32 protein-coding genes are annotated in these 26,083 nt (G+C 50.5%); 26 read left to right on the forward strand and 6 right to left on the reverse strand.

Annotated elements, in window-relative coordinates; translation table 11 throughout:
* The first annotated feature begins 14 nt into the window (after positions 1-14).
* The gene (locus BN1969_RS10540) at positions 15-368 is read left to right on the forward strand and encodes a TnpV protein (RefSeq protein WP_024724768.1); all 354 of its coding nucleotides are present in this window, start codon (positions 15-17) and stop codon (positions 366-368) included.
* 60 nt (positions 369-428) lie between these two features.
* Here BN1969_RS10540 and BN1969_RS10545 read toward each other — a convergent pair whose 3' ends face one another.
* A complete protein-coding gene (locus tag BN1969_RS10545; RefSeq protein WP_050004277.1) occupies positions 429-1,412 on the reverse strand; it encodes a helix-turn-helix transcriptional regulator in 984 nt (327 codons plus the stop codon).
* Positions 1,413-1,706: 294 nt separating this feature from the next.
* Here BN1969_RS10545 and BN1969_RS10550 point away from each other — a divergent pair, with 294 nt between their 5' ends.
* The 12 genes from BN1969_RS10550 to mobQ all read left to right on the forward strand — a co-directional run bounded on the left by BN1969_RS10550 (position 1,707) and on the right by mobQ (position 12,909).
* Positions 1,707-2,312, forward strand: coding sequence for an MptD family putative ECF transporter S component (locus BN1969_RS10550; RefSeq protein WP_015533385.1), 606 nt, complete (start codon positions 1,707-1,709; stop codon positions 2,310-2,312).
* Entirely contained in the window at positions 2,312-3,052 is a 741-nt protein-coding gene (locus BN1969_RS10555) for an energy-coupling factor transporter transmembrane component T (protein WP_050004278.1), read from the forward strand. Before BN1969_RS10550 ends, BN1969_RS10555 begins: the two co-directional genes overlap by 1 nt.
* The gene (locus BN1969_RS10560) at positions 3,052-4,545 is read left to right on the forward strand and encodes an ABC transporter ATP-binding protein (protein ID WP_050004279.1); all 1,494 of its coding nucleotides are present in this window, start codon (positions 3,052-3,054) and stop codon (positions 4,543-4,545) included. The genes BN1969_RS10555 and BN1969_RS10560 overlap by 1 nt, the downstream gene beginning before the upstream one ends.
* The gene (locus BN1969_RS10565; protein ID WP_059004508.1) at positions 4,526-5,188 is read left to right on the forward strand and encodes a hypothetical protein; all 663 of its coding nucleotides are present in this window, start codon (positions 4,526-4,528) and stop codon (positions 5,186-5,188) included. The genes BN1969_RS10560 and BN1969_RS10565 overlap by 20 nt, the downstream gene beginning before the upstream one ends.
* Positions 5,181-6,920, forward strand: coding sequence for an ABC transporter ATP-binding protein (locus BN1969_RS10570; RefSeq protein ID WP_050004281.1), 1,740 nt, complete (start codon positions 5,181-5,183; stop codon positions 6,918-6,920). Before BN1969_RS10565 ends, BN1969_RS10570 begins: the two co-directional genes overlap by 8 nt.
* Complete coding sequence (locus tag BN1969_RS10575; RefSeq protein WP_024724762.1) at positions 6,917-8,656, forward strand: ABC transporter ATP-binding protein; 1,740 nt, start codon at positions 6,917-6,919, stop codon at positions 8,654-8,656. Before BN1969_RS10570 ends, BN1969_RS10575 begins: the two co-directional genes overlap by 4 nt.
* Positions 8,656-9,039, forward strand: a complete 384-nt coding sequence (locus BN1969_RS10580) for a metal-dependent transcriptional regulator (protein ID WP_024724761.1) — start codon at positions 8,656-8,658, stop codon at positions 9,037-9,039. The genes BN1969_RS10575 and BN1969_RS10580 overlap by 1 nt, the downstream gene beginning before the upstream one ends.
* A gap of 477 nt (positions 9,040-9,516) precedes the next feature.
* Entirely contained in the window at positions 9,517-9,930 is a 414-nt protein-coding gene (locus BN1969_RS10585; protein ID WP_050617386.1) for an RNA polymerase sigma factor, read from the forward strand.
* 103 nt (positions 9,931-10,033) lie between these two features.
* Complete coding sequence (locus BN1969_RS10590; protein ID WP_050617387.1) at positions 10,034-10,486, forward strand: RNA polymerase subunit sigma-24; 453 nt, start codon at positions 10,034-10,036, stop codon at positions 10,484-10,486.
* A 10-nt stretch (positions 10,487-10,496) separates the two neighbouring features.
* Positions 10,497-10,958 carry an RNA polymerase sigma factor gene (locus BN1969_RS10595; protein WP_009296689.1) on the forward strand — a complete coding sequence of 154 codons (462 nt, stop codon included), beginning with the start codon at positions 10,497-10,499 and terminating at the stop codon, positions 10,956-10,958.
* Positions 10,959-10,986: 28 nt separating this feature from the next.
* A complete protein-coding gene (locus BN1969_RS10600) occupies positions 10,987-11,277 on the forward strand; it encodes a DUF3847 domain-containing protein (RefSeq protein ID WP_050617388.1) in 291 nt (96 codons plus the stop codon).
* 186 nt (positions 11,278-11,463) lie between these two features.
* Complete coding sequence (gene mobQ, locus BN1969_RS10605) at positions 11,464-12,909, forward strand: MobQ family relaxase (protein ID WP_077138751.1); 1,446 nt, start codon at positions 11,464-11,466, stop codon at positions 12,907-12,909.
* A gap of 107 nt (positions 12,910-13,016) precedes the next feature.
* Here the strand turns inward: mobQ and BN1969_RS10610 are convergent, their stop codons facing one another.
* Together BN1969_RS10610 and BN1969_RS10615 are read right to left on the reverse strand one after the other, a co-directional pair.
* Positions 13,017-13,307, reverse strand: a complete 291-nt coding sequence (locus BN1969_RS10610) for a type II toxin-antitoxin system YafQ family toxin (RefSeq protein WP_002596328.1) — start codon at positions 13,305-13,307, stop codon at positions 13,017-13,019.
* Positions 13,304-13,582: a type II toxin-antitoxin system RelB/DinJ family antitoxin gene (locus tag BN1969_RS10615; RefSeq protein ID WP_005924829.1), complete on the reverse strand. Its 279-nt coding sequence runs from the start codon at positions 13,580-13,582 to the stop codon at positions 13,304-13,306. Before BN1969_RS10615 ends, BN1969_RS10610 begins: the two co-directional genes overlap by 4 nt.
* A gap of 126 nt (positions 13,583-13,708) precedes the next feature.
* Between BN1969_RS10615 and BN1969_RS10620 the strand changes: the two genes are divergently transcribed.
* From BN1969_RS10620 to BN1969_RS10645, 6 genes are all read left to right on the forward strand, one after another.
* Positions 13,709-14,107: an IME_Rho_tet family cysteine-rich VLP protein gene (locus BN1969_RS10620; RefSeq protein WP_050617390.1), complete on the forward strand. Its 399-nt coding sequence runs from the start codon at positions 13,709-13,711 to the stop codon at positions 14,105-14,107.
* A 112-nt stretch (positions 14,108-14,219) separates the two neighbouring features.
* Complete coding sequence (locus tag BN1969_RS10625) at positions 14,220-14,954, forward strand: putative phage replisome organizer (RefSeq protein ID WP_050617391.1); 735 nt, start codon at positions 14,220-14,222, stop codon at positions 14,952-14,954.
* A complete protein-coding gene (locus tag BN1969_RS10630; protein WP_050617392.1) occupies positions 14,951-15,814 on the forward strand; it encodes an ATP-binding protein in 864 nt (287 codons plus the stop codon). Before BN1969_RS10625 ends, BN1969_RS10630 begins: the two co-directional genes overlap by 4 nt.
* Before the next feature lie 64 nt (positions 15,815-15,878).
* On the forward strand, positions 15,879-16,052 hold the full coding sequence (locus BN1969_RS10635) for a transposon-encoded TnpW family protein (RefSeq protein ID WP_005924807.1): 174 nt from the start codon (positions 15,879-15,881) through the stop codon (positions 16,050-16,052).
* A gap of 77 nt (positions 16,053-16,129) precedes the next feature.
* The gene (locus BN1969_RS10640) at positions 16,130-16,495 is read left to right on the forward strand and encodes a hypothetical protein (protein WP_050617393.1); all 366 of its coding nucleotides are present in this window, start codon (positions 16,130-16,132) and stop codon (positions 16,493-16,495) included.
* A gap of 252 nt (positions 16,496-16,747) precedes the next feature.
* Entirely contained in the window at positions 16,748-17,575 is an 828-nt protein-coding gene (locus BN1969_RS10645; RefSeq protein WP_050624258.1) for a MerR family transcriptional regulator, read from the forward strand.
* A 106-nt stretch (positions 17,576-17,681) separates the two neighbouring features.
* Here BN1969_RS10645 and BN1969_RS10650 read toward each other — a convergent pair whose 3' ends face one another.
* The 3 genes from BN1969_RS10650 to BN1969_RS10660 form a co-directional block, all read right to left on the reverse strand.
* Positions 17,682-18,776 carry an aldo/keto reductase gene (locus BN1969_RS10650; protein ID WP_050624259.1) on the reverse strand — a complete coding sequence of 365 codons (1,095 nt, stop codon included), beginning with the start codon at positions 18,774-18,776 and terminating at the stop codon, positions 17,682-17,684.
* A gap of 219 nt (positions 18,777-18,995) precedes the next feature.
* A complete protein-coding gene (locus tag BN1969_RS10655) occupies positions 18,996-19,625 on the reverse strand; it encodes a TetR/AcrR family transcriptional regulator (RefSeq protein ID WP_050624260.1) in 630 nt (209 codons plus the stop codon).
* A gap of 10 nt (positions 19,626-19,635) precedes the next feature.
* Positions 19,636-20,103, reverse strand: coding sequence for a flavodoxin (locus BN1969_RS10660; RefSeq protein ID WP_050624261.1), 468 nt, complete (start codon positions 20,101-20,103; stop codon positions 19,636-19,638).
* Positions 20,104-20,577: 474 nt separating this feature from the next.
* On the opposite strand from BN1969_RS10660, the gene BN1969_RS10665 reads away from it, so the two are divergent.
* From BN1969_RS10665 to BN1969_RS10695, 7 genes are read left to right on the forward strand one after another with little or no spacing between them, the layout of a single operon-like run.
* A complete protein-coding gene (locus BN1969_RS10665) occupies positions 20,578-22,044 on the forward strand; it encodes an AlkA N-terminal domain-containing protein (RefSeq protein ID WP_419185505.1) in 1,467 nt (488 codons plus the stop codon).
* 12 nt (positions 22,045-22,056) lie between these two features.
* Positions 22,057-22,596: a methylated-DNA--[protein]-cysteine S-methyltransferase gene (locus BN1969_RS10670; protein ID WP_050624263.1), complete on the forward strand. Its 540-nt coding sequence runs from the start codon at positions 22,057-22,059 to the stop codon at positions 22,594-22,596.
* A 25-nt stretch (positions 22,597-22,621) separates the two neighbouring features.
* Positions 22,622-23,554 carry a DUF1848 domain-containing protein gene (locus tag BN1969_RS10675; RefSeq protein WP_050624264.1) on the forward strand — a complete coding sequence of 311 codons (933 nt, stop codon included), beginning with the start codon at positions 22,622-22,624 and terminating at the stop codon, positions 23,552-23,554.
* Positions 23,547-24,437, forward strand: a complete 891-nt coding sequence (locus BN1969_RS10680; RefSeq protein WP_050624265.1) for a DUF5131 family protein — start codon at positions 23,547-23,549, stop codon at positions 24,435-24,437. The genes BN1969_RS10675 and BN1969_RS10680 overlap by 8 nt, the downstream gene beginning before the upstream one ends.
* Positions 24,438-24,443: 6 nt before the next feature.
* Positions 24,444-24,995, forward strand: coding sequence for a DNA-3-methyladenine glycosylase I (locus tag BN1969_RS10685; protein ID WP_050624266.1), 552 nt, complete (start codon positions 24,444-24,446; stop codon positions 24,993-24,995).
* 35 nt (positions 24,996-25,030) lie between these two features.
* A complete protein-coding gene (locus BN1969_RS10690; RefSeq protein WP_050624267.1) occupies positions 25,031-25,399 on the forward strand; it encodes an ACT domain-containing protein in 369 nt (122 codons plus the stop codon).
* A gap of 43 nt (positions 25,400-25,442) precedes the next feature.
* Complete coding sequence (locus tag BN1969_RS10695; protein WP_050624268.1) at positions 25,443-25,805, forward strand: antibiotic biosynthesis monooxygenase family protein; 363 nt, start codon at positions 25,443-25,445, stop codon at positions 25,803-25,805.
* The last annotated feature ends 278 nt before the right edge of the window (positions 25,806-26,083 follow it).

Below are 26,083 nucleotides of genomic sequence, written 5' to 3' on the forward strand. Positions count from 1 at the left end.
AAAGGAGAATGAATATGAGTAAGTTGACTTACATTCGTTGTGGAGATTATGATATACCCAACCTAAAACTTTCTGAACAGCCGGAAACTTCTATCGGCAAGTACGGCAGAATGCGAAAATCCTACCTAAAGGAACATCGCCCCATTCTCTACAACCATCTGCTGATGAGCGAGAAGCTGTATCCACACCTGTTAGAGATTGAGCGGACAGCACAGGGGCGTGTGGAAACCATGTTGCCTCACATGATGGAAGTTGCGGGTGTCACGGAGGAACTGAAAGCCTGTGACCCTATGCGCTGGATGGGGCTGATGAACACGCTGAAAGCGCAGGCAGAAGAAATCATATTAGCAGAATTGATTAACGACTGATTCCCTAACAATAAATTACAATATAATCAAAAAGACGAAGTTAGTGTAAATAGACTGACTTCATCTTTTTTGATTCCTATATTCTTCTGGGGATTTTCCATAAACTTTACGGAAAGTGGCCGCAAATTTACTTGCATTGGCATAGCCCAAATGCTCTGCAATATTGCCGATTGTCAAATTCGGTTTTGACATCAATAAAAGCGCATACCGCATTTTTGCCTGTCGGATATAAGCCCCAATAGGAACACCATACATGGCTTTGAATGATTCTCGAAGTTTGGTCTGCCCCATTGCTGCTATTTTGCAAAGCTGCGAGAGTTCTGGTGGGTTTAAAATATTCTGTTCAATAGCCAGACGTACAGATTCCAGCGCCTTTTTCTCTTGTTTGGAAAGAGACTGGTGTTTAGATGCTATCTCCTGTCGCTGTTTATGAAAGTTGCCTGCCACAATAGAAAGCAGTTCACCTACTTTGCTTTCGTAGTAAAGACGGGAGGTTTCGCCAGCAATCAGTTTATCCCGTATCTGCAAAAACAGGGTTCCAATTTCCGGGGTATTATAATCAAAAGCTTTCCAATCATAAACCTCTGCATAGTCAAAATCGTCCGGGGTAAAACGGTCTTGCAGATTTTTCTCTATGTAATCTTCAAACAGCAAAACTGACGCATAGCTGATTGGTATATTGGGTTGATATAATACTCGCCCCTGTGACGGCTTATTTAGATAAAGGTGGATTCCCTCTGTGATAGGTTGGGCTTTCCGCCCATTCTGGATCAGGGTAACACCGCCGGATTCCAAATAATAAATTTTCACCAGCTTTTGATTGATCTCATATTTGCGTTCCATTGAGGCGTATGGTATCCAGCTTCCGGTTGACAGGAATAATCCATCTGTCGGTTGAACCTGATAGATATTTCCATAGCCTTGTCTGTTTTGCGGCTGCAAGGTGCAGATTCCATTATGATTATCCTGTCGAAAATGATAATCATGCAGATAAAAAGAAGCATCCCCTAATTCGTGCGCGGCCTGTGTAGAATCGGTCTGCATCCTGCTCACCCCCGTTTCTTATGTAGTCGGAATAATCCGCAGTATCTTTTTTTATGCTCCAAAATGTCGCAAAGGCTGTCAGCAAAACCACAAAAAGCACTGATATATCCGGTTGTTTTTCCACTTTTAACTCCTGTTTTGACCTTTTTTGCCGGATTTGACACCCAAAAAATCACTGAGTAGAATGACATTACTGGCTGGTTAGCTGACTCTAATCACAGCAATTCTATCACGATTTTGTGCGTAGGTCAATGAGGCTTCTGCCAGCAAATAATAAATAGGAGGACGTTGAAAATGTCTAATTCACAACAAATGAAAAAAGGGCTGTCTGTGCGTGATTTGATTACCACCGGCATCCTTGCTGCTTTGTACATGGTATGCGCCATGATTGGCGAGGCTATCTTTGGGTTCTTCCCTGTACTGACTTTCCTTTGCCCGCTGTCTATTGCGCTGCTGTGCGGCCCGGTTTATATGCTGATACTGGCGAAGGTGCCGAAGCATGGCCCAATCATTGTCACCGGTATTTTGGTAGGAGGTGTACTGTTCGTACTCGGTATGTACTGGTCTATGTGTTTGGCATATTGTATTCTCGGCGTTGTGGCCGATCTGCTGGCCGGTTCCGGGAACTTTAGAAACAAAGGGCGTAACCTGTTGTCCTACATGATTTTTGTTCTCAGCCCAGTTTTCTCCTACGGTATGCTTTGGTTTGACCGCGACGCCTATGTGCAATATTTGGTAGAAAAGGGAACAGAACAGACCTATATGGACACAATGGTTTCAACCGCGCAAAACTGGATGCTCCCGGCAATGATTATCGGCGTGTTGATCTGTGCTGCTATCAGCGGTCTTGTAGGCCAGAAACTATTGAAAAAGCATTTTGAAAAGGCCGGAGTAGTGTAATGGAGATGCAACTGCAAACAAAAGACACACTTGCCACATTACATTTAGACCCTCGCACAAAACTATATCTGTTGATCGTCGGAAATGTTGCGTTGTTCCTTGCGCCCTCTTTACTCTATGAGATTGCGCTGGTTGTATGCGTTGTGATTCTCGGCATCCTTGTAGGAGCAAAGCGGTTTACGGTAAGAATGGCTGCTGTCTATGCGGGAATGGTTGTTCTGCATATCATTGGAACAAATTATTTGACAGGGACTTTGCAGATTGCGATTGTAACATTTACCGTATTTATCCGTAAAATCTTTCCTTGTGCCATGCTCGGAGGTATTTTAGTCAGCACGACAAGGGTAAATGAATTTATGGCGGCCATGAACCGTATTCATATGCCAAAAGCAATGGTTATTCCTCTGACGGTCATGCTCCGCTATTTTCCTATGGTGCATGAGGATTGGGGCTATATCAGCGACGCCATGCGGATGCGCGATGTAGCTCCAACCGTCAAAAGTCTGCTGACCCATCCGGCCCGAACAGTGGAATGTATCTATGTTCCGATGATGATGTCAGCACTGAAAGTGGCGGATGAATTGTCGGCGGCGGCTGTTACAAGGGGGCTGGAAAATCCGAAGCCCCGAACCTGCTTGCAGGAAATCCACTTTAGTGTTGCGGATGCCGTATGCTTTATCCTGTTCACTTTGTTTATGTCAGTGTCAATCTGGCTGAAATTGAAAGGGGGTGCAGGCTAATGATCCGTTTTGACAAGGTTTCTTTTACCTATCAGGAATCATTACAAAATGGCGGACTGCGCGATGTTGATTTGACAATCAACAAAGGCGAGTGTGTGCTGTTGTGTGGGCGAAGCGGCTGTGGGAAAACCACATTGACCCGTCTTGTGAATGGCCTGATTCCATACTTTTATCCGGGAGAAGTCACCGGAACAACCTATGTTGACGGTAAAAATATACAGGATTATCCCATATATGAAGTGTCCGAGTATGTGGGGTCTGTATTCCAAAATCCACGCTCTCAATTTTTTAATGTAGATACAGACAGTGAAATCTCCTTTGGAATGGAAAATCTGACTTATCCAAGGGAAAAAATGAAAGAACGCATTTCAAAGACAGTTGCGGATTTAGATATAGCACATCTGACGGGGAGAAGCATATTTGAATTGTCTGGCGGTGAAAAACAAAAGGTGGCGTTTGCGTCCATCTATGCTATGTCTCCGAGTATTTACTTGTTAGATGAACCATCGTCCAATCTGGATATGGATGCTATTGAGGATTTGCGGCGTACACTTGAACTCCTAAAGAAACAAGGCAAGACCATTCTAATTGCAGAACATAGGATTTATTATCTGAGGGAATTAGTTGACCGCATTGCGTATATGGAAAACGGGGCTATATCTGCTGTGTTTTCTCCAAGCCAGTTTCTTTCTATTCCTGAAGAACAGCGGCATAGTATGGGACTTCGCGCTTTAGATTTGTCAAAGGTACAGCCAAGGGCCTTTGCTGAAAATTCTCAAAAGCCGATTTTGGAAGTCAGGAACTTATCCTTGTTCTATAAGAAAAAACTGGTTCTGGACGATTTGAATTTGAGTGCGGCACCGGGAGAAATCATAGGAATTATCGGCCATAACGGAGCCGGGAAATCTACATTTTCCAGAACACTATGCGGCCTGCACACAAACTGTACGGGACAAATTCTTTGGGATGGTAAAGAACTGAACGCAAAGAGCCGGTTAAAACGCTCCTATATGGTGATGCAGGACGTAAGCTATCAGTTATTTGCCGATACATTGGAAAAGGAATGTGTATTTGGAATTAAACATCCTGATCTGGATGCAGCAAAACAGGCAATGGAACGGCTGGGTATTTATGAGTACCGTACTCATCATCCCAATACACTTTCCGGGGGGCAGAAGCAGCGTGCAGCCGTGGCGGTCAGTATGGTATGCCGTAAGGATGTTTTAATTTTTGATGAACCAACTAGCGGACTTGATTATGACAGCATGATTCAGGTTGCGGGGTTATTTCAAACGCTTTCCAAAATGGGAAAGGTAATTTTTGTTGTAACCCATGATTACGAATTTTTAGCGGCAGCCTGTACAAGAGTGATTCATTTAGATAACGGAAAACAGCAGGAAGATTACCCACTTTCCCCCGACAATCTGCATCGACTACATGATTTTTTCTTGCGGTCAGAAAGGAGGCAGAACCTTGAGGAGAATGGAAAATGACCTCCTGTTCTTCCATGAGCTGATTGGTAACTGTTCCGTTGAAAAGGATTCAAAGATATATACAATTTCTCCCAAATTTGGGAAAGGCACCATGCAGAGCTTTGAAGTGATGCCTGGTGCTGAAATTGTTTATAGCAATGTTCATATCACAACTCCAATTCAAAAAAATATCCAATGTATAGATCGTTTTATTGAAGTCACCTATTGCTTTCATGGGCGAGTGAATATGCTGTTCAGCGACCAGCCGGAGATGATTATGAGCGACCATTATATTTCTGTTTTCAATGGTGCAAGCCACCTGAAAAGCTGTGATTTTGGAGAAGAACCTTTTGTTGGTGTTTCAGTGGTGGCTTATCTGCCGCAGATCATAAACAGCCTGAATATCATGCTGGGGACAATCGCGTTTGACGAGGACATGGATTTTCAAGGACTTTTTACAGCGGGCGGATGCTTTATAGCACCCGCAACAAAAAGTGTGGAGCATATTTTTACCGAACTGCTCTTGCTGCCGGAACAGTACCGCAATTACCTTATGCGTATTAAAGTCATGGAACTATTGCTATACCTGGTTGGCAAAATGGAGTATCGGACAGATTTTGGAATTTCACTATTCCGCAAGGAGGAGATGAATTGTAATGAGTGATGTAAAAGCCCTGTTTGGACTAATTGATAAGAGAAATAAGCGCCGCCTGATTGGTGCGGTGATCTGTTGCGTCCTGTCTGTTTTGTGCGGCATCCTGCCCTATTTAGGCGTTTGGGGTATTGTGACCTGTTTCCTGGATGAACGGACAGAGAACCTTTTTCAATATGTGTGCCTGATTGCCGCAGCAATCATTTTGAAACATCTGCTGTTTGGAACCGGCACAAAAATCTCTCACAAGGTAGCCTACCAGACATTGGGGGAAACCCGTAAAAAGCTGTTCCGTAAAATTGCCCGCTTACCAATGGGCTATGTGAAAACAACGGCATCCGGGCAGGTCAAAACGATCATTATGGACAATATGGAACAGTTGGAGACATTTTACGCCCATAACATTCCAGAGATTATTTCCGGCCTCGCTGTACCGCTGTGTATGGAAATCCTGCTGGTGATATTGGACATCAGGGTAGCCGGTATCATGCTGATTCCGGTCGTTCTGTTTATTCTTGTCGGTATTCTTATGATTATCGTTCAGATGAAAAAAATGGACGAATTTAATCAGGCGTTTGCCGATGTCAGCGTTAAGACGGTGGAATATGTCAACGGTATGAAAGAACTGAAGATATTTGCTGCCGACGAATCCACTTATGGCCGCCTGTCAGAAAGCATCCGCACTTACAGCACCGTTGTAACAGAGTGGTTCCAAAGCTGCTTGAAATATGTTGCTTTCAATCATACCGACTTAAACAGCAACCTTGTGTTCCTGTTTCCGCTTGCCGGTTTGATGTACCTCTCCGGCAGCGTGACAGCGGCCAGCTATATTATGTATCTGTTTATGGGGCTTGCCATGCTGATTCCGTTGGAAACTGTTTCTAATAACTTTGATTATATCGGCATGAACGCCTCTGTTGCAAAAAAGATAGACGAAATTCTGAAGCTGGATGAAATGGCGGATACGACCTCAAAGGCAGAACTTGCCGACCACACGATTGCGTTTGAACACGTTACATTTTCCTATGGGGAAGAACAGCCGGTATTAAAAGATGTCTCATTTACTGTTCCTGACGGAAAAGTAACGGCGCTCGCCGGTGTTTCCGGCAGCGGCAAAAGTACAGCGGCCAGCCTGATCTGCCGGTTTTGGGATATAACCGAGGGACAGATTTGTATGGGCGGCGTACCGCTGAACCAGATTCCGCTATCCGATCTGATGTCCCAGATTTCCTTTGTGACCCAGAATACGTTCCTGTTCAAAAAGAGCATCCGGGATAACATTATGATGGGAAACCCAGAGGCCACGGAGGAAGAAATGATGCAGGCAGCCAAGGATGCCGTATGTCACGACTTTATTATGCGGCTTCCAAAGGGCTATGACACAGTGATAGACAAGGAAACCAAGTTGAGCGGCGGTGAAAAACAGAGAATCACATTGGCAAGGGCGATTCTGAAAAATGCGCCGGTCGTGATTCTTGACGAGGCAACGGCTTACATTGATGCCGACAATGAAGATTTACTGCAAAAGGCGCTAGCTAAATTATCAGAGGGAAAAACCGTACTTGTAATAGCGCACCGTCTTTCCAGTATCAAGGAAGCTGATTCGATTGTGGTTCTGGAACAGGGCAAAGTGATTGACTGCGGCACACATGATGAATTGATAAACCGTTGCTCCCCGTATCAGGATATGTGGGCGGCCTTTGAACAATCCGATCAATGGAAAATGGGAGGTGTAAACGCATGATTGCTATGATAAGGAAATTCTTAGACCTTGCAGGCGAGCGCAAAAAGCAGCTTTATCTTGCGTGGCTGTTTCAGGCGTTGACCTCAATTTGTGAGGGCGCGATATATTTCATGCTGTTCCTTGCGATAAAAGATATTTTGGGCGGCTCGTTTACAAAGGAAAAACTGATGCAGTATAGCCTTATGTTTCTGGTCTATACTGTCCTGCATTTTGTTTTTTATTACTTTACGATTGCAAAACAGCGCCCGGTATCTTATGCCATGATGCGGGATGAACGTCTTTCGATTGCGGCGAAAATCAAACAGTTTCCGCTCTACTACTTTACAAAAGACAAGATCAGCCAGCTTACATCTTTGTTTACAACTGATTTAAGTTTCGTGGAAATGAATATCATGGAGATTATTGCCGGTTTCGTTTCCAGCATGATCATGACGGTTGTATTTGCTCTGATGCTGCTTAGTGTGGACTGGCGTATGGCGCTTCTTCTGTTTGCGGGGATCATCCCCGGCTATATCCTCTACCAGCAGTTTCAAAAGAGCATGGTTCAACTGGGAGAGCAGAAGAAAAATACGCAGGTGGCAATGATTGATTCCACGCTGGAATATGTACAGGGCATGGAAACGATCAAGGCATACCGGCTGGAGCAATCCGGTAAGCTCGTGGAGAAGCAGGTGAACGGATATTGCACGGCTTCTGACCGTTATGAAGCGACGCTGACGAATTGGAGCATGGGTTATAAAATCTGCCTGAATCTGGGCCTGTTTTTGAGTTTGGGTGTTGGCATTGCAATGGTTCGTTCTGGTTCATTAGCCCCGGCAACCTATTTGTTTTTTGCAATCATGGGTATTATTTTTTACCGTCCGCTGGAAGCTCTGATGGGTTCCTTTGCCATGATGAATCTTGCAAACGCATCGTTGGATAATATAGCAGAAATCAACAACCTGCCGACCGAAAATGAAAAACAGGGAACTACACAGTTTGCAGATACACAAGCCGATGTACGGTTTGAAAATGTATCGTTTAGCTATGATGGAAAGCGTGACGCAGTTAGTCATGTAAGTTTTTCAGCTAAACCCGGAACGATCACTGCATTGGTGGGTCCTTCTGGAAGCGGCAAATCCACTCTCCTTAATTTAATTCCGGGATTCGTGACGCCGAAAAACGGGCGGATTCTGTTGAATTGGAAAGATGCGGCAACATTAAAGCATAGTGATCTGGTGCGTCATGTGAGTGTCGTTTTTCAGGAAGTATATCTTTTTCAGGATACCATGATGAATAATATCCGAATGGGAAACCAGAGCGCAACGGACGAGCAGGTGGTAGAGGCGGCAAAAAAGGCTCACTGTCACGAATTTATAGAAAAGCTCCCACAGGGCTATCAAACGGTTATCAGCGAGGGCGGCGCAAGCCTTTCCGGTGGAGAGCGTCAGCGCGTCGCTATTGCGAGGGCAATTTTGAAAGATTCCCCGATCATTCTTTTAGATGAGGCGCTGTCCAGTCTGGATGCCGAAAATGCCGTAGCAATACAGAAGGGCATAGAAGAAATGATTAAGGGCAAGACGGTGTTCCTTGTATCACACACTTTGTCCTATATCCAAAATTCAGATCAGATACTTGTCCTATCTGACGGCATATTGCAAGGCTGTGGGAAACATGAAGAACTGTTGCAGACCGTGCCGCTTTATCAAACTATGTGGGAAAAAGAGAAATCTATTAAAAACTGGAAGCTGGCATAATGAGCAGCAAGAACAAACTTCATGCGTCCGGGGAGGACTACCTGGAAACCATCCTTGTTCTCCAAAAGAAACGCGGTATGGTACGCTCCGTAGATGTGGCCCGGCACATGGAGGTGTCAAAGCCCAGCGTGTGCCATGCAGTGGCTATCTTGCGGGACGGCGGCTTTCTCACTATGGACGAAGATCACTTTCTCCATCTGACCGATGTGGGCCGCGAGGTAGCCGAAAAAATCTACGAGCGTCACTGCTTCTTTACCGAGCAGCTTATCGCCGCAGGCGTTGACCCCAGGACTGCGGAGGCTGACGCCTGCCGGATTGAACACATCATCAGCGATGAGAGCTTTTCACGGCTGAAAGAGGCAGCCGAACAGGAACAAACCTAAACCAAATAAGACAAGCGATCCTGCCCCGCAAGACGGGGAAAGAAAAAAACCGTTGCAGGGCAGGCAGCTTCGTGCGCCCATAATGGATTTTCCGGGTACTGCGGCGGTTTTGAGTAACATCAAGGCCGCCGTTCCTTATGCCCTCAACAAAGGAGTGACGACTACACGCTGACACGGCGGCTTTTGGAGGGAACCGCCATGAAGCACATTGACCGCCGACAAATTCAGACGATATTTCACTACCGTCAAAAAAAGCCCAGTCAACGAACAGGCCCCGTCTGGTAGCCGGTGCGAAAATTGTCATTCTGTAAGTGAATATTGGAGTTTTTGCGCTCGAATAGCTTTTTGCTGTCCGGGCGCTTTTTTGTCCCTATGGAGCCGGAACATCGGGCCAGCATGGCCCGAACCCTGGCCCCGGTGCCGCTCCCCGCCGCCCCATTCAGATTTACTAAAAAAATCTGAATGGAGGAAAGGCAGATGGAAGTTACCATCAATTATAACGGACAAGCTGTGGCCGTGGAGGTTACGCTGGAAGTCTATGAATTTCTTGACCGGGCCGATCATAAAACGGAGAACCTCTTCCATGAACAGCGGCGGCATTGGGATGGCCGGGAGTTTGACGAGTACATCATTACCACCGAGGGTGTAGGGGTCTACGGCGAAACGCCGGAGGAACACCTTTGCCGCATGGAAACGCTGCATGAGCTGATGGCTGTTCTGGACACCTGTACCGAGGCCCAGCGCCGCCGGTTCCTGCTCTATGCGCTTGACGGGCTGAGCCTTGCAGAGATCGGTGTGCTGTGCGGCTGCTCCAAAGTGGCTGTTTATCAAAGTGTGGAGGCGGTCAGAAAAAAATTTATAAATTTCTCTGAGAACAGGCTTAACGAATGACCTGTTTTCGGGCTACCAAGTGAAAGGGATTATTTCCCTTATCTCAGCGAGGGGCGGACAGCGGACAAGCTGCCCGCCTCTCCGATTTTCAGGAGGTAAGCCTATGAAAACAATCAATCTGCGGTGGATGTATCCCCACTACCGGCATGACGAGTTTGTGGATGTTACAGACAAGGTATGGGCAGCGATGTATCAGGCCCAGCGGGAGATGGAGAATTATGAGCGCCGGAAAGTCTACCACCGCGCCTACTACTCTCTGGACGCATACAGCTGGCTGGAAAATTACGCACTGGAACACAGCAGATCGCCGGAAGATATTTTGCTGGAACGAGAAGAAAAGACCACCCGCCTATACCTGATTGCAGCTCTGCCGGTGGCTCTGGCTCATGCCACTCCGACACAGGCCCGCCGTGTTCACGCCTACTACATTGCCGGTATCAAGCAGCCGGAAATCTCTCGGATAGAGGGTGTCCACAGCAGCAAGGTCAGCGTTGCCATCCGCCGGGGGCTGCGGAATATGCGCCGCTTTTATGATGGCCTTTTTCAAACAGAGTGAGGGCGTGCCTATGCAGACCATCAATCTCAAACAATATTATCCATTTTGCAAAGAGGACATTTTTGTGGAGGTGTCCGATGAGATCGTCGAAGCGTTTCTTCTGGACAAGAGAGCCGAGGCCGCCAGAGATCGCAAGATGTTCCGGTATAAGGCGTTTTATTCCCTCGATTGTAACGATGGAATCGAAAATGCCGCCATCGGCTGGGCGCAGCCATCGCCGGAGGACTACCTGATAGAAAAAGAAGAATTAGCCGAATACGAAGAATTGATACGGCGATTGTACGAAGCCATTTCCTCCCTGCCGCCTATGCAGGCTCGCCGTGTTCACGCCCGCTATATGCTGGGTATGAAAGTGAAAGATATTGCCGCAATGGAGGGTATCACGCCATCACAGGCGGGAAAATCCATCCATGCCGCACTGCGGAGGCTACGCCGGTACTTTGCTCGACAGAAATGGACGGTCAATCTATGAGTATTTTCAAAGAAAAGAGGTGCCTGACATGAACGAAAAAATTACAGCCCGCCCCCAAAAAGAAGAACGGGAGAAAGTCCTGAAGGAGATTCGGCAGCTTGAAAGCCGAAAGAAGATTTTGGAGAACAAGCAGCGCAACGAGGAACGCAAGGCCCGCACCCGCCGCCTGATTGAGCGTGGGGCCGTTTTGGAGGGCATTTTCCCTCTGGCCCCCGACCTTCCCGGCGTAGAGGTCAAAGCGTTCCTGATTGCCCTGTCCCATCTTCCGGGGGCGGCAGAACTGGCCGCAAAACTGCCGAAATCCGGGGACAAGCCGTAAGTCCCTTGTTTACAAGGGCGCACTTATACACCGTTGCCGGTGCTGTGCGCCCTGCCGGGGGCGTTGCGTACTTCGTCCGCGATGGGGCGCTACACTCCCCAAACCCCTTGTGCGCTCTGCGCAGCCAAACACCCGCTTTGCGTTTGTCCGGCTCCACAGAGCCTGTTATCCCCTCACTGAAAGGAGGTGTTCCCCATAGATTTCTGTCATATCCCCGTCAGTATCATAAAGCGCAGCGCAGGCCGTTCTGCCGTTGCCGCAGCTGCTTACCGCAGCGGAACCAAGCTGACAAATGAATGGGACGGAATGACCCACGACTACACCCGGAAAGGCGGCATTGTCCATGCGGAGATCATGCTGCCTGCCCACGCGCCGCCGGAATTTGCAGACCGATCTATCCTCTGGAACAGCGTGGAGCAAATCGAGAAAGCAAGGGACAGCCAGCTTGCCCGCGAGATTGAAGCAGCCCTGCCCCGTGAACTGTCCGGCGAACAGCAGCTTGCCCTTGTGCGTGCCTATGTGAAGGACAACTTTGTAGACAAAGGAATGTGTGCTGACTTTGCTATCCATGACAAGGGAACCGGCAACCCTCATGTCCATATCATGCTGACGCTCCGGCCTCTGAAAGAAAATGGACAGTGGGGTGCAAAGTGCCGCAAGGCATACGATCTGGACGAGAATGGACAGCGTATCCCGGATGGGAAAGGCGGCTGGAAAAATCACAGAGAGGATACGACCGACTGGAACGATAAAGAAAATGTGGAGATTTGGCGGGCAGCGTGGGCGGCTTATACCAACCGGGCATTGGAGGCTGCCGGTCAGCCCGCCCTGGTAGATCACCGCAGCTACAAGCGGCAGGGCATTGATAAGATTCCCTCTGTCCATCTGGGGCCAGCTGCCAGCCAAATGGAAAAGCGCGGCATCCGCACCGACAAGGGCGAAGTAAACCGGCAGATCGCCGCCGACAATAAGCTGCTGAAAGAAATCAAAGCCCGCATTACCCGTCTTTATCGCTGGTCGAAAGCCGAAACGGAAAAACCACAAACACAGCAAAGCAGCTTGACAGCTTTGTGGGAGGCCCAGCAGCAGTTGGACGCTCCCCGCACCCGCACCGGCAAAATCCGGGCTTTGCAGGAAAGCGCTGCACTATTCAGCTTTTTGCAGGCAAACGGCATCCAGTCTATGCAGCAGCTTCATGAAAAAATCGCTGATATGAACAGCCGTTACTATGACCTGCGCGGAAAGATCGTCAAGGCCGAGCGCCGGATCACTACCCTTACCGAGCGCGGGGAGATGTGGGAACAGTACAACCAGTACAAGTCCATCCACAAGCAGCTTGCCAAAGTAAAGCCGGAAAAATGGGAACAGTTTGAACAGCGCCACAGCCGGGAACTGATTCTGTATGACGCAGCGGCCCGGTATCTGAAAGAACTGAAAGACAGCGGCGAGGCAATCACCCCAAAGGCATGGCAGCTGGAAATTGACCAGCTGGCCGCTGGAAAGCAGACGGACACGCTTGCCATGAAATCCATGAGGGAGGATTTGAAAGCAGTGGAACGGCTCCGCAAAACCGCCGAGCAGCTGTCCCGACAGGAAAGGGACAAGTCTCACGACCGTGGGCCGGAGCGGTAAAGTCTACCGCGTTTTGGCGTACCCCTTTTAGGTGCGTCGCGTTTCACGACATACCTTTGCATACAGAAAAACCGCCGTACAGGTTTCCCCATACGGCGGCAGACTGTTTATTTGCCGAACAAGTCGCTGTGTGTGCCGGTGCGGGCCAGCGTCAGCACCAGAACATCATCTTCTATGCGGTAGACAAGCAGCCAGTCCGGGAGAATGTGACATTCCCGATGGCCTGCCCAATCGCCGGACAGGTCATGGTCACGGTTCTTATCTGGCAGCGGTTCGCCCATCGCCAGCAATGCTACGACCTGCTCCAACAGCTCAATCTTCAAGCCACGCTTTATGGCTCGTTTGTAGTCCTTTTTGAAACTGGTCGTGTACTTGACGGTATATTTGGTTTCTTTCATCTTTTCAGGTCAGCAAACAACTCGTCAAGGTCATTATAGCCCTTTACAGACGGGTCTTTTGCAATCCTTTCCGCTTCCAGCATGGCAGCAACCGTTTCTTTGTTCGGCTGTTCCAGCCTTACTTCAAAGGGAATGCCGCCTTCACGAAGCGACTGGCGCACAAAGATGTTAAACGCCGTAGTCAGGTTCATGCCAAGTTCAGTAAACAGTGCGTCCGCCTGCGCTTTCAAATCTGCGTCCATGCGGATACTGATGTTTGTGGTATTTCCAGCCATACGATCAACCCCTTTCTGCTGGCAATTATAGTATATGCCATTTGCACGAAGAAAACAATACTTTGCACGAATATTTAACAATAAATTCATTCAAGGAGGTTACCGGCTTTATGAAAGAAATCATTTATGAAGAACAACAAGACTGAACCTATCCCTGTCATGGATTACCGCCAGTATCGCAGAGCGCGGAGGCTGGTGCATGAGTGCTGTAACTACATCGACGGAAACTGTATCGCCCTGGACGATGGGGAGGAATGTGTCTGTGTCCAGTCTATTTCCTACTCCCTGTTGTGCAGGTGGTTTCGGGCGGCGGTATTGCCGCAGGATAAGGAACTGGAAACGGCGCTGTTCCACCGGCTGAATGCTAAGAAATGCTCCGTATGTAAGGCACTGTTTACCCCCGGTTCCAACCGAGCCAAATACTGCCCGGAATGTGCCGCACGCATGAAGCGGATCAACGCCGCAAAGCGCAAGCGGAAACAACGGGAGAAATGTCACGCTTTAGGGGATGAAAAACCCTTGTAAATCAAGGTTTTTTTCGGGGGTGTCAAAGGCAGTCTGATAGATTTATCCTCTGCCCACTAAAATAGCCTTAAAATGCGTACAGAATCCCAAGAGAACCCCAAGGAGGAACCCTATGTCAGACAATCGAAAATATTATTACCTGAAACTCAAAGAAAACTATTTTGACGATGATTCCATCGTGCTGCTGGAAAGTATGCAGGATGGTGTGCTGTATTCCAACATTCTGCTCAAGCTGTATCTGAAATCGCTGAAACATGGTGGACGGCTTCAACTTGACGAGGACATTCCTTACACGGCGCAGATGATCGCCACCATTACCCGCCAGCAGATCGGCACTGTTGAGAGAGCTTTGCAGATCTTTTTGAAGCTGGGTCTTGTGGAGGTGCTGGACAGCGGCACATTCTACATGAGCAACATCGAACTTTTAATCGGCCAGTCCTCTACCGAGGCTGAGCGAAAGCGGGCTGCGAGGCTCCAAAATAAGGCTCTTTCTGCGCCCCGGACAAACGGCGGACATTTGTCCGACATTCGTCCACCAGAGATAGAGATAGAGTTAGAGAAAGAGATAGAGATAAAGAGAGAGATAGAGAAGGGACACTCCGCCCGCGCCTATGGCCGTTACCAAAATGTTTTCCTGACGGACGAGGAAATGGCAGACTTGCAGGCCAGCTTTCCCACCGTATGGGGTCAGTACATCGAAAAACTGTCCGAGTACATGGCTTCTACCGGCAAGCGTTATCAGAGCCATGCAGCGACCATCCGGCGCTGGGCCGGTGAGGACGCGAAGAAAGCAGCCCCGCCCTCTCGCAACCGGGATTACAGCGTAAAGGAGGATGAAACCGTATGATTGAGATTACCGCAGAAATCCGGGCGCTGATCGACAAGGCAGCCGCCGGTATGGAACTGGCCGGGGACGAGTACATAGACCCGGCAGACGGCCTCATTCACTGTAAAAAGTGCGGCGGCCAGAGGCAGACCGTTGTGCCATGCTTTGGGAAACCCGGCTACTTTATGCCGCGCTGCATCTGCCAGTGCCAGCGGGAGGCTGAGGAGCAGCGCAAGGCCGCCGAGGAACGGCAGCGCCGCATGGAGCGTATCAAACGCCGAAAGGCACAGGGCCTGCAAGACCGTTATCTGTACGACTACACATTTTCCAATGATAACGGGCAAAACCCATTGATGGACAAGGCCCGCGCCTATGTGGAAAATTGGAAGGAGGCATATAAAAACAACACCGGCCTGCTGTTGTTCGGGGATGTGGGAACCGGCAAGTCTTTTTTCGCCGGTTGTATTGCCAACGCCCTGCTTGACCGGGATGTGCCGGTGCTGATGACGAACTTTCCCACCATTCTGAATCGCCTGACAGGGATGTTCTCCGAGGACAGGGCCGACTTTATCGCCAGCTTTGACGAGTACGACCTGCTCATCATTGACGATTTGGGTGTGGAGCGCAATACCGAGTATGCGATGGAGCAGATGTTTTTCGTCATTGACAGCCGCTACCGCAGCCGCAGGCCCATGATTATTACAACAAACTTGAAACTGTCCGAGCTGAAAAACCCACCTGATCTGGCTCACGCCCGTATCTATGATCGTATTTTGGAACGGTGTGCGCCGATTCTCTTTGACGGGAAGAATTTCCGGGAAGAAAATGCCGGTGCTACCCGACAGACAGCAAAAGACATTGTAAACAGTAAGCACGATTGATTTTTTACCGGGTGTCACAGACCCGTTCGGAGAAAGGAGCGCCATGAACAAAGAACCCCGTACTATGCAGGTGGCAGACGCCGCTACTGCGTCCAGAGCGCCGGAAAACACGCCGGCGATGGTAAAGAAAATCGGAAAGACAACCTACAAAGTTCATGTCCATTTCAGCAATACCAGCACAGAAACCATGAGCGATAAAATCAAGCGTATGCTCAAAAATGAAATTCAGCAGATGTGACAGACTGATAAACGAAGCTGCCTTGTGCTAAACTGATGATGGTACGCACCAAAATTTTTGTCAAGGAGGACACGAAAATGCTTTACACAGAAAAAGAGAAGCATGAAATTGAACGAGTAAAGGAGGTCTTTGCGGAACATCTGCGGCAAAGCCCTGATTTTGAACTGCTCTGGTCGGACAAGGTAGGCTATGTCTGGCTGGCGATTAGCGTCAATCCAGTCTATGTGGATACCGGTATCAGAATCGAATCAGCCGCCGATCTCTGCGGCAGGTGTTTGGATGATGTTGCTACGGATGTTTTATATATGACAGGCAACGATCATGCACTGGAAGCAGCCGATCCGCTGGAATTGGCCGAAATCAAGCGGCGCTGGGAGCCATATATCAACCAGCTGCCAGACTATGCGTATCTCTGCAAAGACCTGCTGAACGGAAAAATGTAATCTATCAAACGAGGTGTCAGGAGCCATACGGTGCTTCTGGCACCTTTTTTTGTGGATTTTTTGTGAATTTGATGAAAAAGTCCTTGACAATTTGTCTCTGGGACTGCAAATCTAAGAATGTTTATCAGGGTGACGGGTCTGCTGTATGCAGTTTCATTCTGCACGAAAATTCCTCCTGCTTCTTGTCATAGTTACCGGCATGGAGTATCATAATCCGTACAGTTACCGGACGGTCAAGGGGGTTTTTGAAAAATGTCGCGGGAAAAACCGAAGCTGTTTACCATCGGCCAGTTTGCCGCTCTGCATGAGATCAACAAAAAGACGCTCATGTGGTATGATGAGATCGGGCTGTTCAAGCCTGCGTTTATCCACAAAGAAAATGGGTACCGGCTATACAGCTATTACCAGAGTACGGAGCTGGAGGTAATCCTGCTGCTCCGGGACATGAACGTGCCCATCCGGGATATTCAGGAATTTATGAAAAACAGGTCCGCTGGGAGCATGGCGGACCTGCTTCGGGATAAAATCACAGAACTGGACCGGACGATCCAGGGGCTGAAGGCCGTCCGGTCAAAACTGTGCAGCCGCCGCCAGGAGATGACCGAACTTTTGGACCTGGACCTCTCCGAGATCTCCCTCATTGAGCGGGAACCGCAGTATCTGGCGACGGTGCAAACATCACCGGAAAAGTCCCTGGAGGATGAGATTGAGCTGATTCTTGAGCAGACCAAGAAATATCAGCTTCCGCGTATGTACCAGACTCCCTACGGCTCCATGCTCCCGGTGGAAAACCTCCTGGCCCGGAGGTTTGAGGACTACTCCAAGCTGTTTATCGAACTGCCAGACACGCAGAACAGGATGGGACTCCACAGGCGCCCCGGCGGGGTCTATTTGCGGGCATTCTGCATTGGGAATTGGGACAGGCTGCCTGCCCGCTATGAAGCAATCCTCCGCTACGCGGAACAGCACCATTTACAGTTCTCCGGCTATGCCTATGAGATTGGGATCAATGAGCTGGTAATCGACAGAATCGAGGACTATATTACAAAAATTGAAATCCCGGTTTTGAATTTTAATTGACAACAAAAAGGCCAGAGTGCAGCAATCTGAAAAGATCACCGTTCCCTGGCCTCTTCATACTCTATTCGCCGGACTATGCGTTTTATGCCGCAGTTTTATACCCAGTTTATTTTCCAAAGAACGCTGCAATTTCCTTCATCCGAGCCATTTGCTGAACATGGAAGGGGCAGCGATTGTCACAATGACCGCACCCTATACAGTCTGTGGCGTGCTTCTCCAGCTTGCCATAGTGATCTTCCGCCATAGGGTCTCCGATTTTAGCCAGGTCATAGTATTTATTGACCAAGCCAATATTAAGCCCCGCCGGGCAAGGGGCACAGTGGTTGCAATATACGCAGGTCCCTGTAGCATCCCCGGGGGTGAAAGTGCCCAGGATGGAGTAATCCCGCTCCTCCGGCGAGGCGTCTATCCATGCCAGGGCGTCCTTCATATCCTGGAGATTTCGGATGCCGGGCAGAACCGTAAGCACGCCGGGCTTGTCCAAAGCGTACTGGATACACTGGATTTTGGTGAGCGCCTTGCCGAAAGGAGATGTTTTTGCATTCAGCAGCTGGCCGGCGGAAAAGGGCTTCATCACAGAAATACCGATGCTCTCCGCCTCACAGCGGCGATAAAGTTCTATCCGTTCTCTCACACTGCCGATGGCAAATTCTCCGTGCTGGTAATCATAAGATGGGTTGATTGAGAACATCATCTGTTCCACAAGGCCTGTATCCAGGATTTTCTGGGCCAGGCCAGGCGTGTGCGTGCTCAGACCGATGTGCCGCACAGTCCCGTTTTTCTTCATGTCCAGCAGATAGTCCAGTACGCCGTTTTTCTGATAGGCAGCCCAGTCCCGTTCCTCATCCAGACAGTGAATCATGCCGAAGTCGATGTAGTCTGTTTTGAGTTCTTTTAACTGCCAGTCCACTTGGCGCTTTACCGTGTCCAGATCCGTGGTCCAGCCATACTCGCCAGTCTCATAGTTAGCGCCAAAATGGATCTGGTAGAACAGCTCCTTCCGCACGGCCCCCAGAGCCGCTCCCGCATAGGGAAAGGTTCTGGCTCCAGCGGTGGCGAAATCCAAATAGTTAGCGCCGTGCTCATAAGCATAGACCAGAGCTTGGACGGCCTCTTTCTCTGTAGTATCAAAAATGGGGCCAGTACCGATACCAATCACACTGATCTTATCACCCGTCTTGGGGTGAATGCGGTATTCCATGATGTTTTTCCTCCCGTAAAAATGCCCCGCCATGCAGCTTTCGACGGTGGGGCACTGTTTTGCACAAGTCAGCCTGCGGCCGGTTTTCCCAGAAGAAGTTCTCCTGTTTACCCAAAGGGGGCGGCACCAGTCCGGCCGCAGAGCCTCTCAGTTGTTTCCCGCAGACCGTTCCAATGAAACAGTCATATTTCCAATTCCTCTTCGTTTTACCTGCTGCTCTCAGTGGAACGACCGCAGGAGCCTTGCGATAAATGTCTTTACAATCTCATACACGGAATAATCGATATGGTTCACATGAGCCAATTTCATGGCCTCCAGCTGCTTTTCTGTGTGTGAGGTGTAGGGATAGATACCGAACAGGAAAGGAAAGAAGGCATAGATAAAATTCTGAACATCCACCGGCGTCATGCAGGGGAAGAATTTTTCCAGGCAGCAGGTGACGGCACGCAGAGTACCGGCATAGGACTGCTTGAACACCGCCAGATTTTCCAGGCGGCTGTTTCCCTCCATATCATAAAGGTTCATGCTCATCAGCTTGAGCATACACACCCGCTTCTCCAGCGTATGTGCCAGTGCGCCCGCAAAACCGTCCACAGACAGGGACTCATTCCCCTGAATGATTTCCTCCAAGTCAGCGATCCATGTCTCGTGCTCCCGCTGGAGCAAGGCCAGGAAAATCTCCTCCTTGGTCTGAAAATAGTTGTAAATTGAGGTACGGGTGAAGGAGGTCTTGGCGCCGATGTCCCGAATGGTGATATCCCGGAAGCCCATGGTTTCATAAAGTTCCGCACAGGCGTTGACAATCTCATCTTTCCTGGCCTGCGTCAGTTCATCAGACCCCTTTGGCATAATGCGCCCCTCACTTTCCCAGCATCGTTCCGGCCCACTCGGCCGCGCCGCTGTTCACCAGCCTACCCTTTTTCCAGTTTCCGCCGGGGCAGTGCTCGCGCAGGCTCTTTTCTGCTTTGCTGATACCGCTGCCGCCAGAGGTAGCAAAGGGGATCATGGTCTTGCCGGTGAAGTCGTAGCTCTCCAGAAAAGTGTCCACGATCCTCGGCTCCACATACCACCAGACAGGAAAGCCCACGAACACGGTGTCATACTGCTCCATATGCTCCACCTGCGATGCAATGGCGGGGCGGCAAGCCGGATCATTCATTTCCAGAGTGCTGCGGCTCTTCTTATCCATCCAGTTCAGATCTGCATCGGTATAGGGCGCCGCCGGGCAGATCTCATACAGATCCGCGCCGATAGCGTCCGCCATCTCGCGGGCCGCCCCGGCGGTCACGCCGCTGGCGGAAAAATAGGCGATCAGTGTTTTGCTCATATTCCTTGCTCCTCCTCAATTACAGTTCGATCAACTCGTACTCGCGGCTGCCAACGCCCAACTCGGCAGCCGCTTCAGCTGAAATAAACCTTTGCTTTCATACGAAGCCCCCGAATTTTCTATACTGGCGAAATGCCATACGCTCACGCTTTATTCTGACACCATGTCATCAGCTCTATCATAACACCATTCTGACACTATGTCAATATATTTTGAAGGATACGTTTCATAAAAGTCGCGGCTGTGGGGCGGTTGACGCTATAGCAAATTTCAGCTTTCACCCTTTGGCTGTTTTTCCACACCGGACCTTGAACTCCCTGCACCATCCCCACAGTCTTGCATGGGCCATTTTCAATTTGTCGAGGTTTTCTCTCAAAATCCGATATGCCTTCAAAAAAATAGTTCCATGTCCGAAAACGGCCAGACACAGAACAGAAACTATGGTATACTCCAGTTAAACCTGAAATCTCGGGGGTGAAACCATTGTTAACTGAAAGCAAAGAGGCTTGTTATGAAGCCTTTCGCTCGAAAGATGCACGATTTGACGGCCGTTTCTTCGGGGGCGTTTCCTCAACGGGCATTTACTGCCGGCCGATCTGCCGGGCCAAGCTGCCCAAGTATGAGAACATGACCTTTTTCGCCACTGCTGCCGAAGCGGAGCAGGCGGGGTATCGCCCCTGTATGCTCTGCCGCCCGGAACTGGCACCTGGAAACTCCATCATGGACGCCTCCTCCGCCCTGGCGCAGCGGGCGGCCCGCCTGCTGGACGAATCCTGTGGGAGCGGCCAAAGTTTAGAGTTGCTGGCAAAACGGCTGGGCTGCACAGACCGGCATCTGCGCCGGGTCTTTGAACAGGAGTATCATGTGACGCCGGTCCAGTATTTGCAGACCCGCCGCCTTCTGATGGCGAAAAACCTGCTGACGGACACCAACCTGCCTGTGCTGGAGGTGGCGATGGCAGCGGGATTTGGGAGCGTGCGCCGGATGAATGATCTGTTTCAGAAGCACTACCGGCTCTCTCCCACCGATCTCCGCAAGTCCGCAGGGAGAACACAGAAGAAAGAAATCGCGGTCAATCTGGACTACCGCCCCCCTTACCGCTGGGCGGAGATACTGAAGTTTCTGGCCGCCCGTGCCATTCCGGGTGTCGAGGCGGTTTTGGATGGCTGCTACGCCCGTACTGTTTCCCTGCGGGACCGGAACGGGGCGCCCTGCCGCGGCTGGGTTCAGGTCAGCCATTTGGAAGCAAAGCACCGGATTCGGGTAACTTTAAGCGAGTCCCTGGTCCCGGTACTTCCGCAGCTTTTGTACCGGGTGCGGCGGCTTTTTGATCTGGACTGCAATCCGGATCTGATTTATGAAACCCTGCAAAGGATGAACGAGCTTCGGCCCGGCCTGTGTGTTCCGGGGACACGGGTCCCCGGCTGCTTCGACGCCTTTGAAACCTCTGTGCGGGCGATCCTGGGCCAGCAGATCACGGTGAGGGCGGCCAGCACACTGGCCGGCCGTCTGGCGGAGCAGTTTGGCGCCCCCGTCAAAACCGGAATCGAGGGCCTGACCCGTATCTTCCCCGGAGCGGAAGATATTCTGGCCCTCGGAGATGGCATTCAAGAACAGCTCGGCGTTCTCGGCGTGATTTCCGCCCGTTCCGGGAGCATCCGGGCGCTGGCGGAGGCCCTGACCAGCGGGGCCATTGATCTGAGCCTGAGCGCAGACCCGGAACAGGAGATGGAAAAGCTCCAAAGCCTGCGGGGGATCGGCGGCTGGACGGCCCAGTACATCGCCATGCGTACCATGGGCTGGCCGGACGCTTTTCTAGAAACCGATGTGGGGGTCCGGCACGCCCTCCCCGGCTATTCAGCCAGGGAACTGCTGGAGCTGGCGGAGCAGTGGCGCCCGTGGCGCAGCTACGCCACGGTCAACCTCTGGAATACCCTGTGAGGAGAGATAGAAATGTATTATTCCACAACATATTTATCGCCGGTTGGGACGCTCACCCTGGGCAGCGATGGCGAACATTTAGTCGGCGTCTGGCTGGAGGGGCAGAAATACTTTGGCGGCGCGGTGGAAAAGGAGCTTACGGCACGGGACGGGCTCCCTGTCTTTTCCGCCGCACGGGATTGGCTGGACCGGTATTTTGCTGGAGAAAAGCCGTCGCCCTCCGAACTGCCTCTGCATCCCATCGGCGGGGAATTCCGGCAGCAGGTGTGGAGACTTCTCTGCCAGATCCCTTACGGCGAGATCACGACCTATGGGACGCTTGCAAAAGAACTGGCGGCCCAGATGGGTCGGAACTCCATGTCCGGTCAGGCGGTGGGTGGAGCGGTGGGCCATAACCCCATCTCCATCATCATCCCCTGTCACCGGGTCGTGGGGGCAAACGGCAGCCTTACCGGATATGCCGGGGGCATCCCCACAAAGATAAAGCTGCTGGAGCATGAGGGCGCGGATCTGTCCCGCCTGTTTGTCCCCAAGAAAGGCACGGCGCTCTGATTCACACAAAAGCGAGGACCTGATTATGCTTATCAATATCAGCGGCCGAACGGATATTGTCAACTATTATTCCGACTGGATGTTCAAGCGGTTTGAGGAGGGGTACGCGCTCTCACGCAATTCCCTGTTCCCCAATTCGGTCCGCCGCTATGAGCTGACGCCGGAAAAGGTGGACTGTATCATTTTCGGCTCTAAAAACTTCTTCCCGGTCCTGGGGCGCATCCATGAGATCACTGAGAAGTTTCCAACCTATTTTCACTATACCGTCACCGCCTATGGAAAGGATGTCGAGCCGGGGGTGCCGGACATTGACGCCAGCATGGAAACCTTCCGCGCCCTAGCCCGCATCGTAGGCCCGCAGCGCATGGCGTGGCGCTACGACCCGATCCTCCTGACGGAGAAGTACACCGTCAAGCGGCACCTGGAAACCTTCCGCTATATCGCCAAGGGGCTGGAAGGCCAGTTTGACCGATGCATTTTCAGCTTTGTGGAGATGTATAAAAAGCACGAGGTCAACTTCCCGGAGCTGATTCCCCTCACAGAAGCGGACAAACGGGAGATTGCGGCGGGCATCGGAAAAATCGCACGGGAACAGGGCTTCATTTTGCAGACCTGCGGGCCGGAGGCGGATTATGCGCCCTACGGCATCCTGTCCTCCGGCTGTATCACGCTGGATATTCTGGGGCGGGCCAACGGGCTGCGCTTCCGTAATCTGAAGCATCAGGGCTTCCGGCAGGGCTGCCACTGTATGCAGAGCCGGGACATCGGGGCGCTCAACAGCTGTCTCAATGGGTGTAAATACTGCTACGCCAATAAAAATGCCCAGCTCCCGCGGGAGAATTACGCCCTCCATGATCCGGACTCGCCGCTCCTGATCGGCCATCTGAAGCCCACGGACCGGCTGGAGCCTGGGGCGCAGAAATCGTTCCTGATGAAAGAGGATCAGCGGCGTGCATGACATCTGGAACCCCTGGCACGGGTGCGTAAAATGCAGCGAGGGATGCGCGCACTGCTATATGTATTTTCTGGACCGTCTCCGGGAGCAGGACGGCAGGAGGATCTATAAGACAAAGGCAGGTTTTCGGAAGCCCGTGCAGCAGGACCGGAAGGGACGCTATAAAATCCAGAGCGGCGAAATGATCCGGGTCTGCATGACCTCGGACTTTTTTCTGGAGGAAGCCGATTCCTGGCGGGAAGAAGCCTGGGATATGATGCGGGAACGGAGCGATGTGGTGTTCTATCTGCTCACCAAGCGACCGGAGCGGGTGGAGCGCTGTCTGCCGCGGGATTGGGGGACGGGCTGGCCCAATATCTTCTTCAATGTGACCTGCGAAAACCAGCGCCGGGCGGACGAGCGCATTCCCATCCTGCTGGAGCTGCCCTTTCACCACAAGGGGATCATGTGCGCACCATTTTTAGGCCCGGTGAACATCCGGCCTTATCTTGCATCCGGGCAGATCGAACGGGTAAAATGCGGCGGGGAGAATTACGACGGCTCCCGTCCCTGCGATTTTGATTGGGTCAAGGCGCTCCGGCAGGAGTGTGCAGACTACCATGTGACCTTCTGTTTTATTGAAACCGGAACGAACTTCATCAAAGGCGGCAGGCTGTACCGCCTCCCGAATAAGCGGGTGCAGAGCGAGATGGCGTACAAATCCGGCGTCAGTTTTCGAGGAAAGCCCATACACTTTGACCTGCGCGACGCCTGGGGGCAGCCGGTCCCGGAGGAAGCCCGCTATGTGCCGCACTTTCGGGAGCGGTGCCAAACCTGCGGAAGCCAGATCATCTGCAACGGATGCAGCGACTGCGGCAAGTGTGAAAAAGCAAACCAGAGGGGGTGAATTACAATGGAATGGGCCGATGGAAAGATGCGCTGCGGCTGGGCGAATCCGAAAAACGAGCGGTATGTCCGCTACCACGATGATGAATGGGGCGTTCCCGTCCGTGATGACCACAAGCTCTTTGAAATGCTGGTTTTGGAGTGCTTTCAGGCAGGCTTATCCTGGGAATGTGTGCTGAACAAACAGGAGGCGTTCCGAAGGGCTTTTGACGGCTTCGATTTGGAAATGGTCTGCGCCTATGGGGAGGAAAAGCTGGACGCTCTGCAAAGCGACCCGGACATCATCCGAAACCGCCTGAAAATACGGGCCGCCGTGACCAACGCACGGGTGTTCCGCGAGATCCAGCGGGAGCATGGCAGCTTCTCAGATTATCTCTGGGGCTGGACAGGCGGCAAGGTGATTTATGAAAAAGGGCTGGCCAGCTCGCCGCTCTCTGATCGGGTGTCCAGGGATTTGAAAAAACGGGGCATGAAATTTGTGGGGACCACGGTGGTCTATGCCTACTTACAGGCGGTGGGGGTCATCTATTCCCACGATGCGGGGTGCTTTTTGGAATAGCGATTTCTCAGCAGAAACTTACAGGAGGAAAATTTATGGAGATAAAAAAGATTGATGACGATTTTTCAGTATGTAAAGTAGCCGATTATTCCCTGGTAAATTTGAATGCAGAGTATTGTTTTGTGGGTAAAACAGGTGAAGAAAACTCTTTAGTCTGCATGACTACTGATGTTCCCACCAATGTGACGCAGCGGGATGATGGGTGGAATGCTTTCCGTATTCAAGGGATTTTAGATTTTTCTTTGGTTGGGATACTGGCTGAAATTGCACAGATTTTAGCGGAAAACAAGATTTCAATTTTTGCAATTTCGACTTTTAATACAGACTATATTCTGATCAAAAAAGAGAATTATCAAAGAGCATTGGATATTCTTGACCATGCAGGATATGAAGTTGTGGAATAAGAATACATAGTTCAGCGAATAGAATATAGACGGAGGAGTAAAGATGGCAAACATAGTTGTGTTGTTTGAGGTAAAGCCCACCAGAGAAGGACTGCAGAAATACTTGGATCTGGCCGCCATGTTGAAGCCGATGCTGGCCGGGTTCGAGGGGTTTATCAGCGCCGAGCGGTTCAGCAGCTTGAATGAGGAAGGGAAACTGCTCTCCATGAATGTCTGGACCGACGAAGTCGCCGTGGAACGGTGGCGGAATGTGATGCAGCACCGTATGAGCCAGAAGGAAGGACGGGAAAAACTGTTCGAGTCTTATAAAATTACAGTCTGCTCCACTATTCGGGAATACACGGATACGGAACGGGAACAGGCGCCATCGGATTCCAACCTGTTTTTTGAAGACAAAGATATTTAGACCATTCCGTTATCAATATTCTCCAAACTATATAAATGCTGGACATTTATTCGGGAGTAATTTTACCGATATGTGATGTCCGATGATTTTGCCTCCGGCCTCGAAAGCGTCACCAGCCGGATCTACAAGATACGAAAAAAGCTAAATATCAATGCGATTCAAACTGTACACAGATACGGTTATCACTTTGAGGAGTAAGAAAAACAGTAGTCGTAATACAGAGCATATTTAGTAAAAACGCAGCTGCCCGTTAAGGCGGCTGCGTTTTTACTATCTGT

Origin of the sequence: Clostridium phoceensis, from assembly GCF_001244495.1 — a bacterium.
In the GTDB taxonomy this organism is placed as follows: domain Bacteria; phylum Bacillota; class Clostridia; order Oscillospirales; family Oscillospiraceae; genus Lawsonibacter; species Lawsonibacter asaccharolyticus.